General features: G+C 53.4%; 12 protein-coding genes, 1 riboswitch and 1 other annotated feature. Of the genes, 8 read left to right on the top strand and 4 right to left on the bottom strand.

Annotated features, from left to right (window positions below; translation table 11 throughout):
• Nucleotides 1-58 precede the first annotated feature (58 nt).
• The 3 genes from KNP72_RS02085 (at nt 59) to KNP72_RS02075 (ending at nt 2,719) form a co-directional block, all read left to right on the top strand.
• Nucleotides 59-1,411, top strand: coding sequence for a glucose-6-phosphate isomerase (locus KNP72_RS02085; RefSeq protein ID WP_029595138.1), 1,353 nt, complete (start codon nt 59-61; stop codon nt 1,409-1,411).
• Between the two features lie 98 nt (nt 1,412-1,509).
• The gene (gene ytkD / locus KNP72_RS02080; RefSeq protein WP_021065548.1) at nt 1,510-1,983 is read left to right on the top strand and encodes an RNA deprotection pyrophosphohydrolase; all 474 of its coding nucleotides are present in this window, start codon (nt 1,510-1,512) and stop codon (nt 1,981-1,983) included.
• On the top strand, nt 1,964-2,719 hold the full coding sequence (locus KNP72_RS02075) for an alpha/beta hydrolase family protein (protein WP_021065549.1): 756 nt from the start codon (nt 1,964-1,966) through the stop codon (nt 2,717-2,719). Before ytkD ends, KNP72_RS02075 begins: the two co-directional genes overlap by 20 nt.
• Nucleotides 2,720-2,754: 35 nt before the next feature.
• Here KNP72_RS02075 and pckA read toward each other — a convergent pair whose 3' ends face one another.
• Entirely contained in the window at nt 2,755-4,326 is a 1,572-nt protein-coding gene (gene pckA, locus KNP72_RS02070; RefSeq protein WP_214831936.1) for a phosphoenolpyruvate carboxykinase (ATP), read from the bottom strand.
• A 315-nt stretch (nt 4,327-4,641) separates the two neighbouring features.
• Nucleotides 4,642-4,761, top strand: a riboswitch (SAM riboswitch).
• Between the two features lie 132 nt (nt 4,762-4,893).
• Here pckA and metK point away from each other — a divergent pair.
• Nucleotides 4,894-6,102 (top strand): methionine adenosyltransferase, encoded by a 1,209-nt coding sequence (gene metK, locus KNP72_RS02065; RefSeq protein ID WP_214831935.1) that lies wholly within the window; start codon nt 4,894-4,896, stop codon nt 6,100-6,102.
• 38 nt (nt 6,103-6,140) lie between these two features.
• Here metK and KNP72_RS02060 read toward each other — a convergent pair whose 3' ends face one another.
• On the bottom strand, nt 6,141-6,638 hold the full coding sequence (locus KNP72_RS02060; RefSeq protein ID WP_029595140.1) for a hypothetical protein: 498 nt from the start codon (nt 6,636-6,638) through the stop codon (nt 6,141-6,143).
• A gap of 164 nt (nt 6,639-6,802) precedes the next feature.
• Between KNP72_RS02060 and KNP72_RS02055 the strand changes: the two genes are divergently transcribed.
• Together KNP72_RS02055 and KNP72_RS02050 are read left to right on the top strand one after the other, a co-directional pair.
• A complete protein-coding gene (locus tag KNP72_RS02055; RefSeq protein WP_029595141.1) occupies nt 6,803-7,273 on the top strand; it encodes a GNAT family N-acetyltransferase in 471 nt (156 codons plus the stop codon).
• Nucleotides 7,274-7,362: 89 nt separating this feature from the next.
• Entirely contained in the window at nt 7,363-8,079 is a 717-nt protein-coding gene (locus KNP72_RS02050; protein ID WP_214831934.1) for an alpha/beta fold hydrolase, read from the top strand.
• A gap of 32 nt (nt 8,080-8,111) precedes the next feature.
• Here the strand turns inward: KNP72_RS02050 and mnmM are convergent, their stop codons facing one another.
• Nucleotides 8,112-8,684, bottom strand: a complete 573-nt coding sequence (gene mnmM / locus KNP72_RS02045) for a tRNA 5-(aminomethyl)-2-thiouridylate-methyltransferase MnmM (protein ID WP_214831932.1) — start codon at nt 8,682-8,684, stop codon at nt 8,112-8,114.
• On the bottom strand, nt 8,638-9,615 hold the full coding sequence (gene mnmL / locus KNP72_RS02040) for a TIGR01212 family radical SAM protein (protein ID WP_214717598.1): 978 nt from the start codon (nt 9,613-9,615) through the stop codon (nt 8,638-8,640). The genes mnmM and mnmL overlap by 47 nt, the downstream gene beginning before the upstream one ends.
• Before the next feature lie 176 nt (nt 9,616-9,791).
• Here mnmL and KNP72_RS02035 point away from each other — a divergent pair, with 176 nt between their 5' ends.
• Both KNP72_RS02035 and leuS read left to right on the top strand, forming a co-directional pair.
• On the top strand, nt 9,792-10,982 hold the full coding sequence (locus tag KNP72_RS02035) for an MDR family MFS transporter (protein WP_214831929.1): 1,191 nt from the start codon (nt 9,792-9,794) through the stop codon (nt 10,980-10,982).
• Nucleotides 10,983-11,024: 42 nt separating this feature from the next.
• Nucleotides 11,025-11,242: a binding site (T-box leader), on the top strand.
• Nucleotides 11,243-11,280: 38 nt separating this feature from the next.
• Nucleotides 11,281-13,686 carry a leucine--tRNA ligase gene (leuS, locus tag KNP72_RS02030; protein ID WP_029595145.1) on the top strand — a complete coding sequence of 802 codons (2,406 nt, stop codon included), beginning with the start codon at nt 11,281-11,283 and terminating at the stop codon, nt 13,684-13,686.
• Nucleotides 13,687-13,799: the final 113 nt, after the last annotated feature.

Here is a 13,799-nt window from a genome sequence, read left to right as displayed (position 1 = left end):
TCCGTTTATGATGGGTCATGTATGGCTCTTCAATGAGCGATTTAAAGGAGGAAATGACATGTCAACAGTACGTTTCGATTATTCAAACGCCCTGTCTTTCGTCGGGGAACATGAAGTCGATCAATTGCAAGAAACCGTGAAAGCAATGCATTCGGTCATTCATGACCGCAGTGGGGCAGGTAGCGATTTCCTTGGGTGGGTCGACCTTCCAACAAACTACGATACGGATGAGTTTGCTCGCATCAAAGCGGCTGCGGAACGAATCCGTGAAAATTCGGACGTCCTCGTCGTCGTCGGAATCGGTGGATCATACCTCGGCGCACGCGCGGCAATCGAGATGCTCCAACATTCATTCTTCAACGTGTTATCTAAGGAAGAACGCAACGCACCACAAGTCTTCTTCGCCGGCCACAACATCTCGTCGACATACTTGACGGAGTTGCTCCAAGTGCTCGAAGGCAAGGACGTCTCAGTCAACGTCATCTCGAAATCGGGAACGACGACTGAACCGGCCATCGCGTTCCGTGTCCTCAAACAGTTCATGGAAGACAAGTATGGTCAAGATGGCGCACGTGAACGTATTTATGCGACGACAGACCGTGCCCGTGGCGCCTTGAAGACGCTCGCGGATGCAGAAGGCTACGAGACGTTCGTGATTCCAGATGACGTAGGAGGTCGCTTCTCGGTGCTCACACCGGTCGGACTCCTTCCGATCGCGGCAGCAGGCATCGACATCGACGCCCTCATGGAAGGTGCACGCGATGCCCAAACGGCTTACTCGTCTCCGAACTTGGCGGACAACGAAGCGTATCAGTACGCGGTCGTCCGTAACGCTTTATATGCGAAAGGCAAGTCGATCGAGTTGCTCGTCAACTACGAACCAGCCTTGCATTACGTATCGGAGTGGTGGAAACAGCTTTATGGCGAGTCAGAAGGGAAAGACAACAAAGGGATTTTCCCGGCGGCAGTCGACTTCTCGACGGATCTCCACTCGATGGGACAATACATTCAGGAAGGTCGTCGTGACTTGTTCGAGACGGTTATCCGTGTCACGAACGTCCGTCACGCGATGAACGTGCCGGAAGATTCACAAGACCTCGATGGCTTGAACTTCCTCGCTGGTGAGACGATTCAATTCGTCAACGACAAGGCAGCTGAAGGAACACTCCTCGCCCACACGGACGGAGAAGTCCCGAACCTCGTCGTCGAATTGCCAGAGATGACGCCGTACCACCTCGGTTACTTGTTCTACTTCTTCGAGAAGGCATGCGCGATGAGCGGATACATCCTCGGAGTGAATCCGTTCAACCAACCAGGCGTTGAAGCGTATAAAGCGAACATGTTCGCGTTGCTTGGAAAACCAGGTTACGAAGAGCAAAAAGCTGAGCTTGAAAAGCGCTTGAACCAATAATTTTGAGTAGGTCCGCTCCGGCGGGCCTATTTTTTTGTTTGAAACTAGTGGAAGACAAGGTAAAGTGAGAGTAGACAGGGGAAAGAAAGGGATGGACTATGTTGACATTCACGGACTACTATCACAATAAAGTCGAGTTGAGCTTTGCGCACTATCCATTTTCGGATACACCGCTCCACGTCTGGGTCGTCGCTCGCTTTGAAAATCAATGGGTGCTGACGAAGCACAAGCAGCGCGGGCTCGAGTTTCCGGGTGGGAAAGTCGAACCCGGCGAACACGAGGATGACGCCGCGATTCGGGAAGTGTATGAAGAGACGGGCGGTGTCGTGAAGACGCTCCATTATCTCGGCCAATATCGCGTGCTTGGGCGTGGCGACACGGTCATTAAAAATATTTATTTCGCCGAAATCGAACGTTTCGACGATCATCCGGCGGTCGACGAGACCGATGGGGCCGTCCTTATGAAGGAATTGCCGACGAATCTGCTCCGGAACAATCGGTACAGCTTCATGATGAAAGACCGGGTGCTCCCGGAAACGATGAAGGTGCTCTATGAAAAACAATTGGTTTGACAAGGTCGAGGTCCTGCCGCCGTACGCCGGTTATCCGGTCCATCGTGGCTGGTATGCGACGCGTGACGGTGAGGACGTCGTCGCCTATACGATCACACCGAAACGGCCGAACGGACATGTCCTGTTCTATCTGCGCGGCGGAACAGGACGCATCGGGGATGTGCGTTTGCCCCGGTTGATGCAGTTCGCTGCCAAAGGTTTTCACGTCGTGGCGCCCGTTTACCGGGGTAACCATGGAGGGAGCGGGAAAGAGGACTTCGGCGGCGCCGATCTAGAGGACGTCCTGTCTCTCTACGATCGCGTCCGTCGAACGGATACGTTCATTCATGCCCTTGGTTTCTCGCGCGGGGGCATGATGGCGTTGTCGCTCGCCGCGGAACGACCGCTCACGTCCGTCACGTCATGGGCGGGTGTGACCAATCTCGAGTGGACGTATGAAGAACAGCGTTCGATGCGGAAGATGTTGCGCCGTATGACCGGGGGCGACCCGGAAGCGGCCCGTGCCGCTTATGTCGAGCGCTCGCCGCTCTACAAGGAATGGGATGCACCGACGTTGTTGATTCACGGCACCGATGATGAACAAGTCCGACTCCGCCATGCGACGGCGGTAGCGGAACGGATGGGGGAGCGGGCCGAACTTTGGGTCGTCCCGTTCGCCCATCAACTCCCGTTTTGGGAAAAATGGAAGACGACCGATGCGGCGATGGAATGGATGCTCGCCAACTCAAAAAAATGAGACGACTGCCGAATCGGCAATCGTCTCATTTTTCGTTATACGATGATTGGTCCGGCCGCAACGACCGCCTCACTCGCTTTCGTGAATCGTTTGAAATTGTCCTGGAACTTCCGGGCGAGCGCCGTTGCTTCGGCATCGTAGCGCGCTCCGTCTTTCCATGTGTCCCGCGGATTGAGCACGTCGTCTGGCACGCCGTCAATGTGGCGTGGAATCTCGACATTGAAAATGTCGTGGCGCGTCGTCTCGACGTCACGCAATTTGCCGTTGACCGCCGCGTTCACCATCGCCCGTGTATAGGCGAGCTTTATCCGTGATCCTTCTCCGTACGCGCCGCCGGTCCAACCCGTGTTGACGAGATAGACGTCGACGTCGTGCTTCTCAATCAGCGTACCGAGCATGTCCGCATAGCGTTCCGGTGCGAGCGGCAGGAACGGTGACCCGAAGCAGGTCGAGAACGTCGCCTGTGGTTCAGTGACGCCGCGCTCCGTGCCGGCGAGTTTTGACGTATACCCTGACAAGAAGTGGTACATCGCCTGCTCTTTCGTCAATTTGCTGATTGGAGGCAATACCCCGTATGCATCGGCCGTCAAGAAGACGATCGTGTTCGGATGACCGGCCCGTGACGGAAGCATCGCGTTATCGATGAATTGAATCGGATAGGCGGCCCGTGTGTTCTCGGTGAGCGAGATATTCTTATAATCCGGTGCCCGGTTCTCGTCTAAGACGACGTTCTCAATCAATGAGCCGAAACGGATGGCATCGTAGATTTCCGGCTCGTTCTCGCGCGACAAATTGATCGTCTTCGCGTAGCAACCGCCCTCGATATTGAAGACGCCGTCGGGTGACCAACCGTGCTCGTCATCCCCGATCAAATGGCGTTCCGGGTCGGCCGACAGTGTCGTCTTCCCAGTTCCCGATAGACCGAAGAAAAGGGCCGTCTCGCCGGCGTCCGATACGTTCGCCGAGCAGTGCATCGATAACACATGTTGTTCCGGCAACAGGAAGTTCATGACCGAGAAAATCGATTTTTTAATCTCGCCGCCGTATTCTGTTCCCCCGATCAGAATGGTCCGCTTGGCGAATGAGACGAGAATGAACGTTTCGGAGTTCGTCCCGTCGATGATTGGGTCGGCCTTATAACTCGGTGCATAGATGACCGTGAATGGCTCGAAGGCACCTTTCGTCGGCCATTCACGCAAGAACAACTGTTTGGCGAACAAATTGTGCCACGCGTATTCCGTGATGGCACGGACCGGGAGCGTATAGTGCTCGTCTGCCCCCGCAGACGCCTCGAGATAATAGAGCTTGTCTATCGTTTCGAGGTGCGTCAACACTTTGTCGAGTAGCGCGGTGAACTTCTCTTCCGCGATCGGTTGGTTGACTGGACCCCAGTCTACTAAATGATTGCTGACTTCATCTTGCACGACGAATTTGTCTTTCGGTGACCGTCCTGTGAATTTCCCGGTACTGACCGATAAAGCCCCGTCTTTCGTCAGTACGCCCTCACCGTTGCGAATGGCTTCTTCCACCAGTTCTGGAACCGTCAAGTTCCGCTTCATGTCGGCACCATTAATTAATTCTTCGATTTTCAGGAGCGTTGTCGCCATCCTGAATCCCACCTTTCCCCTAAATAGATGTGGATGAAATCCGCATACTTCCGCGTTTAATCAGTATGACGTTTTTATTATATGTGACATACTAATCAAAAACAAGCATTTTTTACCCTTTAAAGTAAGCGCTTTCTTACATTGTCATTCTAACATATTCTGTACCAGGTCATAGTACAAAAACCAAAACGGACAAAAAAATGTTTGATATTTCACAAACATAACTATTTGACCGTTTGTGAAAAGTTTGACGAATTCGGTCGATACGCTTGACAGAACGGGGTGTCATTTATATGATGGTCTTCGTAACGGATACTCTTATTCTGAGCGGTGGAGGGAACAAGGCCCTACGAAGCCCAGCAACCGTCCGAGTTTTCATTGTTATTCGGAAAAGGTGCTATCCTGAAGCGAAGCGTAAGCTTCGAACGATAAGAGGGTAAGGAAGAACGATTCAACCTTTCCCATTTGAACATGGCGAGAGGTTTTTTTCATTACCGTCCCAAAGCAACGCGTAAGGGGAACGAGTACCGTCCACACATCACCCTTTATTATAGGAGGTTTTTCGAAATGGCAAACTTGAACCGTCGACTTTTCACTTCGGAGTCCGTCACGGAAGGACATCCGGATAAAATTTGTGACCAAATCTCAGATGCGATTTTGGATGCAATTTTAGCTGAAGATCCAAACGCCCGCGTTGCGGCTGAGACGTCTGTCACAACAGGTCTCGTGCTCGTAGCAGGTGAAATCACAACATCAACTTACGTGGATATCCCGAAAGTTGTTCGTGAAACTGTTCGTGAGATCGGCTACACACGTGCGAAATATGGTTTCGATGCAGAGACTTGTGCTGTCCTCACATCGATCGATGAGCAATCGGTAGACATCGCGCAAGGTGTTGACCAAGCGCTCGAAGCTCGTGAAGGACAAATGACTGAAGAAGAAATCGATGCGATCGGTGCTGGTGACCAAGGTCTCATGTTCGGTTACGCAACAAAAGAGACGCCGGAACTCATGCCGCTCCCGATTTCACTCGCTCACAAATTGTCACGTCGTTTGGCAGAAGTTCGTAAGAACGGCACGCTCGCTTACCTTCGCCCAGACGGTAAGACACAAGTGACAGTCGAATACGACGAAGCGAACAACCCAGTTCGCATCGACACAATCGTCATCTCGACACAACACGCGGAAGACATCACGCTCGAGCAAATCCAAGCTGATTTGAAAGAGCACGTCATCGATGTAGTCATCCCGGCTGAACTCATCGATGCGGACACGAAATACTTCATCAACCCGACTGGCCGCTTCGTAATCGGTGGACCACAAGGGGATGCAGGCCTCACAGGACGCAAAATCATCGTCGATACGTACGGTGGATACGCTCGTCACGGCGGCGGCGCGTTCTCAGGTAAAGATCCTACCAAAGTTGACCGTTCAGCAGCGTATGCAGCTCGTTACGTGGCGAAAAACCTCGTTGCAGCGGGACTTGCTGACAAAGCAGAAGTTCAACTTGCTTACGCAATCGGTGTTGCTCACCCGGTATCGATCGCGGTTGATACGTTCGGCACAGGCAAATTGAGCGAGACTGAGCTCGTCGAACTCATTCGTGAGAACTTCGACCTCCGTCCGGCCGGCATCATCAAGATGCTCGACCTTCGTCGCCCAATCTACAAGCAGACAGCAGCTTACGGCCACTTCGGTCGTACAGACGTTGAACTCCCATGGGAGCAAACGGACAAAGCGGCAGTGCTCGAAGAAGGCGCGAAACGTTTCGCATAAGCATAGAAAAACGACCTTTCACTCGAAAGGTCGTTTTTTTAGGCTTGCGGCTTGTCTTCAGTTGTTGAGTTCTCTTTGCCAAGTGCTGTATCTTTCGCTTCGACGACTTTCTCGCCGATCGATTGTAAATCCGATTTCGCTTCTTGCGCCGTCCCGACGACTTTGTTCACGTCTTGTTTGACCGTGTCGACTTCACCGGCGACTTTTTCATAGACGTTTTGCACGTCGGTCGCGACGTCTTGAATGACCTCGCTCGCTGCTTTCACTTGACCGATGACTTGTGACGCCGTTCCGGCCGGGTCTTGCTTGACCGTATCGACGAGACCGCCGACCGATGACTTCGCGCTCGAGAACGATTGTTTCGTGTTCTCACGGTTTGACGTACTAAGTAAGGCGAGTAGGCCGCCGACGAGGGCGCCGAGGAGCATCCCAGTCACGACTGTGATTTTTGGACCTCCTGTGTTCGTTTGTTCAAACTGACGGTTCGGATGATTGGCTTGCTCGACTTGTGGATCGTGTTGTAGTTTCGGTTCCATGGTAACACTCCTTTTTGTAAGTTGGCATTGATACTCTTATACCCGACACAAAATGGAAAATAACGTTTTCCTTCATTTCGACATCAAAAAGTAATGAACGGGCAGGATATTTTTTTGCCGATGGGGAATGTTACTACTAGATTGGCCAAAAGGGGGATGCCGTTATGAAGATTCGAGAAGCCGTGCCAGAAGATGCCGCCACCATCCGCGACATTGCGCTCGCGACGGTCAGTGAACGAGACGAGGTTCGTTCGAAAGTAATGGAACGCGCCTATCAACAAGAAGAGATCGTCCGCGCCATCAGTTCAAGCGAGGAAGCGAAAGAGCAGTTGTTCATTGTCGGTGAGGCCGAAGGCGACGTCATCGGCTTCTATCACGCCATCGACCGCGGGGACACATGGGAAGTACTCCGTCTCTATCTTCATCCGGCTCATCACCGCCAAGGCCTAGGGACGGCACTGTTGTCGCATCTACGGGAACGGAAAGTCCAACCGATCGAGCTGTACGTCGAAAGCTCGAACGAGCAAGCCATCGCTTTTTTGAGTCATGAGGCGTTCATCGAACTGAATCGAATCCAAGAAGAAGTATACGATCAACCGATGGAACTGATTCATTTACGGTACGACCCGCGCTAAGACCCTAGACGGATTTTCAACCAAACATCAGTCTCGGCTGATGTTTTTTGTTAGTATAAAGATATGTGATAACAAAATGAGGTGACAGTATGGCTTATGACGAAGAATCACGAAAAGGGGTCATCGTGATCGTGTATCCGCTCCAGTTCACGTCGCGTTTGAGTGAGGCGTTTTTAGGACGGTTGCGGGACGAGTATGAAGTCCTCGTCGTGACCGGCCAGACGGTCGGTTTGACGGCGGAAGACCATAAATTGTTAATCAAGAACACGTTGCGCGAGGCGAGTCAGTACAAGCTGCCGATTCACGTCATCGCGTTCAGTCTCGGGGCGTTGTTGACGAACCGCTTGCTCCAGGAATATGACGTGCCGCTCGGCAGTCTGACGTACATCTCACCGCTGTTCGACTGGCATCCGTCCCGCCAAATCGGCGGACTGAAACAAGTCGTCGCCAGTGCGGTCGACCGTTTCCGTCCCGATCTCCCGCTCGGCATGATGACGTTCATGGGTGGCGGGGAAGAATCGTCGCGCTTTGGGGAGATCACGTACGGTCAATACCGGGAGATCGAAGAAGAAATCGTCGAACATCAAGAAGAGAAGAAACATTTGCCGCGTTTGCCGCTCGCTTGTTTCTATGCACCGGACGACCGTTTCGCCGATGTGAAATTGACACTCAACGTCTGCCGGAAAATCGGCGGCGACCAAGTGTATATCCGCCGGCTTGAAGGGTTCCCGCACTTCGGCTATGAACGATTGAATACGAAGTTCGCGGAGACGCTCATCACGTTTTATGAATTGATTCGAGAATGAAAACAGGCGACTCGCATGAGTCGCCTGTTTTTTTATGCTCGTTTTTCAATCGCCACGATGAACGGGGGATGATTGATTTGATTGATGAAACCGTAGCGGAGGACACCGGCCCGCTTTTGATCGAGCGCCTCAACGTAGGCGAGCACCTCGTCGCGCTCGACTTTGCCGCTCTCATGGCCATGGTAGATGACGACGACGATGACGCCGCCGACGGCCATGACGTCGAGCAGTTGCTCGAGGGCGTCGATGGTCGTATTGCCAGACGTCGTGACCGTCTTGTCGCTCCCTGGTAAATAACCGAGATTGAACACGGCCGCCGTGATCGGACGTGTCTCGTCCGCCACAATTTTTTGGACCGTGTCGTGGCTGTCGTGGATAACAGTGACGCGGTCCGTCAATGCTGCTTCCTCGATACGAGTGCGTGTCGCCTCGACCGCTGCTGCTTGAACGTCGAACGCATAAACGTGTCCCGTCTCCTCGACGAGTTCGGCTAAAAACAATGTATCGTGCCCGTTGCCGGCCGTCATATCGATGGCAATGGCACCGGGCGTGACATGTTCACGAAGTAGGTATTTTGCGAACGGTAAAACTCTCATTAATCCCATGGCTCTCATCCTTCTTTTTTCCTTGGAAAGAATCACGACGCATTAATTCGGCATCGATGGCGTTCAGGACGGCCATCTTGTGCCGGCTCCACGTCGGACCAATCAACAGATCAGGCGGCCCGTCACCGGTCAAACGATGGATGACAATCTCGGGCGGCAATACTTCCAATTGATCGCAGACGAGCGAGACGTAAGTCGCCTCGTCCATGAGCTCGAGCAATCCTTTTTCGTATTGTCTGGCGAGCGGTGTCTGTTTCAAGACGTGGAGCAAATGGATCTTGATTCCTTGTACGTCCATTTTAGCAACTTCTCGCGCTGTGTCGAGCATCATGTCCGTCGTCTCGCCTGGCAGGCCGTTGATGATATGGACAACGACGCTGATCTGGCGTCGCCGGAGTTTGTCGAGTCCTTCCAAGAACGTCCTGTAGTCGTGACCACGATTGATTTTCCTCGCCGTCACATCGTGAATCGTCTGCAGGCCGAGTTCGACCGTGAGTGACGTCCGTTCATTCAACTCGGCGAGATAGTCGACGACGTCGTCCGGCAGACAGTCCGGTCGGGTCGCAATCGATAGACCGACGACACCGTCCTCCTCAAGGGCGGGTTCGAATAATTCCCGGAGCCGGGCGACGGGGGCATACGTGTTGCTGAACGCTTGGAAGTAGGCGATGTAACTGGCGTGTTTCCATTTTCGGTGCAGCCGCGCCTTCACTTCGGCGAATTGGACCGAAATCGGATCACAGGCATTGCCAGCGAAGTCGCCACTTCCGTCATCCGAGCAGAACGTACACCCGCCCTTCGAGACGAGTCCGTCCCGGTTCGGACAAGTGAAGCCGCCGTCGAGCGGTACTTTGAACACTTTCCGGCCGAACTCGCGGCGATATGCTTCATTTAATTTGTGATATCTGGCTTCGCCAAACGGATGTTGCATGAATATCCTCTCCTTCTTTGCTCATGCTATCACAAAGACGAGGCACCGTTATTTCATAATAAGTAATTTTTCTTGACACTTATGGAGTGTTCCGTTAGCTTGGAGGAGGACTTATTTTTGATTCGGCCGTCGTGCCGAATTTTTATCGTTTAACGGGAGTGAAAGGAGTAACTGGTATGAACAACAAAATGCCGATTTCGGTATGGATTTTGGTCATCGCGATGGCGCTCAATACGACGGCGGCGTCTTTTTTATGGCCATTTAACACACTTTATATAAATGGATATTTAGGCGAGTCGATGACGCTCGCAGGGGTGGCACTCCTCGTCAACTCGGCGCTCGCCATCGCCGGGAACTATATCGGGGGCACGCTGTTCGACCGCATCGGCGGGAAGCGGACGCTCATCCTCTCGGTCGGATTGTTGCTCGTGAGCTCGCTCGGGTTCTTGTTGTTCCATGCCACGTTCCTCGGCTACTTAGGTTGGCTCGGATTAATCGGCTTCTCCGGTGGTCTCGTCTTCCCGACGGTATACGCCTTTGCCGGCTTGATTTGGCCGGAAGGGGGACGTCGCTCATTCAACGCGATTTACGTCGCCCAAAACGTCGGGGTCGCCCTCGGGACAGCGATGAGCGGACAGATTGCGCGCATCGATATCGAGTTGATTTTCTATGCGAACTTCTTCTTGTCGGTCTTGTTCGTCGTCGTGCTCTTGTTCGGACTTCGTTACTTGAAAGACCCGGTCCGTCCGGTCGTTCAATCGCAGCTCGAAGCTGCGGCGACGACGCTCTCTGCCGCAACGATGAAATCGATGTGGTTCGTCGCCATCGGCTATGCCGCCCTCTGGTTCGTCTACGTGCAGTGGCAAGGCACGATTGCCGTTCATTCGAAAGACCTCGGCGTGACGATCAGTCAGTATTCGCTCCTTTGGACGGTGAACGGAGCCTTAATCGTATTCGCCCAGCCGCTCCTCAACCGGGCGCTTCGTTACTTTAAAGATGATTTGAAGAAGCAACTCATCGTCGGCGCCATCATCTTTCTCGCCGCTTTCGCGGTGGTCCCGTTCGCGGGCGGCTTTACGATGTTCATGGTCGCGATGGTCGTCATGACGATCGGGGAGATGTTCATTTGGCCGGCCGTCCCGACGATTGCGGCGAAACTCGCACCGCCCGGGAAAGCTGGTCAGTTCCAAGGTCTCGTCAATATCGCGGCCTCGGTCGGTCGGATGATCGGTCCGACCTTATCGGGTCTCGTCTATGACGTATTCGGGATTGGCGCTGTCTTTACGATGCTCTTCTTGCTTACGGCGATCGCACTCGCGTTCTTTATTTTCATGAAGGACATCCGGATGCCAGAAAAATCAAGTTGACGCTCTAAAACGGATTGGGCTAAAATGAACGAGTGAGATAAAACACATGTGTTGAAGAGGAATAGTATCGTGACGTCTATATGTATAGAGAGCCGGTGGTTGGTGGAAACCGGTATATGGACCGCGAGAACTCGCCTTGGAGCAGTTCGCCTGAACTAGAGTAGGGTGAACCGAAGTTACGCCTCGTTACCGGCGTCTCAAGTGGCAGAAATGCAACATGGGTGGTACCGCGGAGAGCTTTCAAGCCTTTCGTCCCATTACCGGGGCGGAAGGCTTTTTATTATGCAGAGGAGGATGAATGTTGGACTATTTTAAACATCAAGACATCGAGCCGAAATGGCAAAAGCGTTGGGACGAGAAAGACGCATTCCGGACGACGGAGGACCCGGACAAGGAGTGTTTCTACGTACTTGATATGTTCCCTTATCCGTCAGGAGCCGGACTTCACGTCGGTCACCCGGAAGGTTACACGGCGACGGACATCATCGCCCGCATGAAACGGATGCAAGGCTTCAATGTCCTCCATCCAATGGGTTGGGACGCGTTCGGTCTTCCGGCCGAGCAATATGCCCTCGACACAGGGAACGACCCGCGCGAGTTCACAGAGCGCAACATCGGCACATTCCGCCGCCAATTGAAAGAGCTCGGTTTCTCGTACGATTGGGACCGTGAAATCAGCACGACCGACCCGAAATACTACAAGTGGACGCAATGGATCTTCACACAACTTCATGACCGCGGACTCGCCTATGTCGACGAAGTCGCCGTCAACTGGTGCCCGGCCCTCGGGACGGTACTCGCCAACGAAGAAGTCATCGACGGATTGTCGGAGCGGGGAAGCCACCCGGTTTACCGTGTGCCGATGAAGCAGTGGGTGCTTCGTATCACAGAATACGCCGAGCGGTTGCTCGATGATTTAGAAGGGCTTGACTGGCCAGACAGCGTTAAAGAGATGCAACGCAACTGGATCGGCAAGTCGGTCGGGGCCGAAGTCGATTTCAAAGTCGACGGTCACGATAAAGTCGTGACGGTGTTCACAACACGTCCGGACACACTTTACGGCGCGACATACGTCACGCTCGCACCGGAGCACCCGTTCGTGAAAGCGATCGCGACACCGGAACAAGTCGTCGCCATCGAAGCATACGTCGAAGAAGTCTCGAAAAAGACAGACCTCGAACGGACCGATCTCGCCAAAGAGAAGACGGGTGTATTTACCGGCGCTTACGCCATCAACCCGGTCAACGGGGAGAAGCTTCCGATTTGGATCGCTGACTACGTGTTGTCGACATACGGCACGGGCGCGGTCATGGCCGTACCTGGACATGATGAGCGCGACTATGAGTTCGCGAAGACGTTCGACCTTCCGATCCGTGAAGTCGTCACAGGCGGCAACTTGGATGAGGCGGCTTACGTCGAGGACGGCGTCCACGTCAACTCAGGCAGCTTGGACGGCCTCAATAAAGCCGACGCGATCGCCAAAATCATCGAAGAACTCGAACTCGCCGGCACTGGCCGTGCGAAGACGACGTATCGTCTCCGCGATTGGTTGTTCAGCCGTCAACGCTATTGGGGCGAGCCGATTCCAATCATTCATATGGAAGACGGTACGCTCAAGACCGTTGCGATTGAAGAGCTTCCGCTCGAACTCCCGATTATCGATGAAATCAAGCCGTCGGGTACGGGAGAATCACCGCTTGCGAACGCCGACGAGTGGTTGACGTACACGGATCCGGTTACCGGTGAGAAGGGGCGTCGCGAGACGAACACGATGCCACAATGGGCCGGTAGCTGTTGGTACTACATTCGCTTCATCGATCCGCACAATGAAGACATGATCGCGGACCCAGAGAAGTTGAAGCGCTGGCTTCCGGTCGACTTATATATCGGCGGTACGGAGCACGCGGTCCTTCACTTGCTCTACGCTCGCTTCTGGCATAAAGTGCTCTATGATATCGGCATTGTTCCAACGAACGAGCCGTTCCAAAAGCTTTATAACCAAGGGATGATTCTCGGTGAGAACAACGAGAAGATGTCGAAGTCAAAAGGGAACGTCGTCAACCCGGACGATATCATCAAATCGCACGGTGCTGACACGCTTCGCCTTTACGAGATGTTCATGGGACCGCTCGACGCAGCCATCGCCTGGTCGACGAACGGCCTTGACGGCGCTCGTCGCTTCCTTGACCGTGTCTGGCGCTTGTTCGACCAGACGGAGCTCACGGACGGCGCTCCGACGGCCGACTTCGAACGGACGTACCATCAGACTGTGAAGAAAGTGACAGAAGACTACGAGGCGCTCCGTTTCAACACGGCAATCTCGCAACTCATGGTCTTCATCAACGAGGCGTACAAACAAGACACGCTTCCAAAACAAGAGATGGTTAACTTCATCAAGATGCTCTCCCCAGTCGCGCCACACTTGGCCGAAGAGTTATGGGAACGTCTCGGCATGACAGAAGACTTGACGTACGCGGCATGGCCGACGTTCGATGAGTCGAAACTAGTCAGCGACACGATTGAGGTCGTCATCCAAGTGAACGGGAAGCTTCGTGCGAAGATGCACGTGGCCCGCGACGCTTCGAAAGAAGCGCTCGAGGCCGATGCGCTTGCGAACGAACGCGTTCAAGAGTTCACGGAAGGAAAGACGGTCCGCAAAGTGATTGTTGTTCCAGGAAAACTTGTCAATATCGTCGTTGGATAAGCAAAGGAATGTGTGACATTGTCACACGTTCCTTTCTTTTTCGTCATGTCGTTTTCTTTTCGGGTCGGGTTTGTTACACTAAAGGGCGATACTGCATATAAAGGGGACGAAAC

The organism is Exiguobacterium sp. s152, from assembly GCF_018618335.1.
GTDB lineage: Bacteria > Bacillota > Bacilli > Exiguobacteriales > Exiguobacteriaceae > Exiguobacterium > Exiguobacterium chiriqhucha.
Note: the sequence above shows the minus strand (reverse complement) of the source record. Positions and strands in the feature narration are given on the sequence as shown.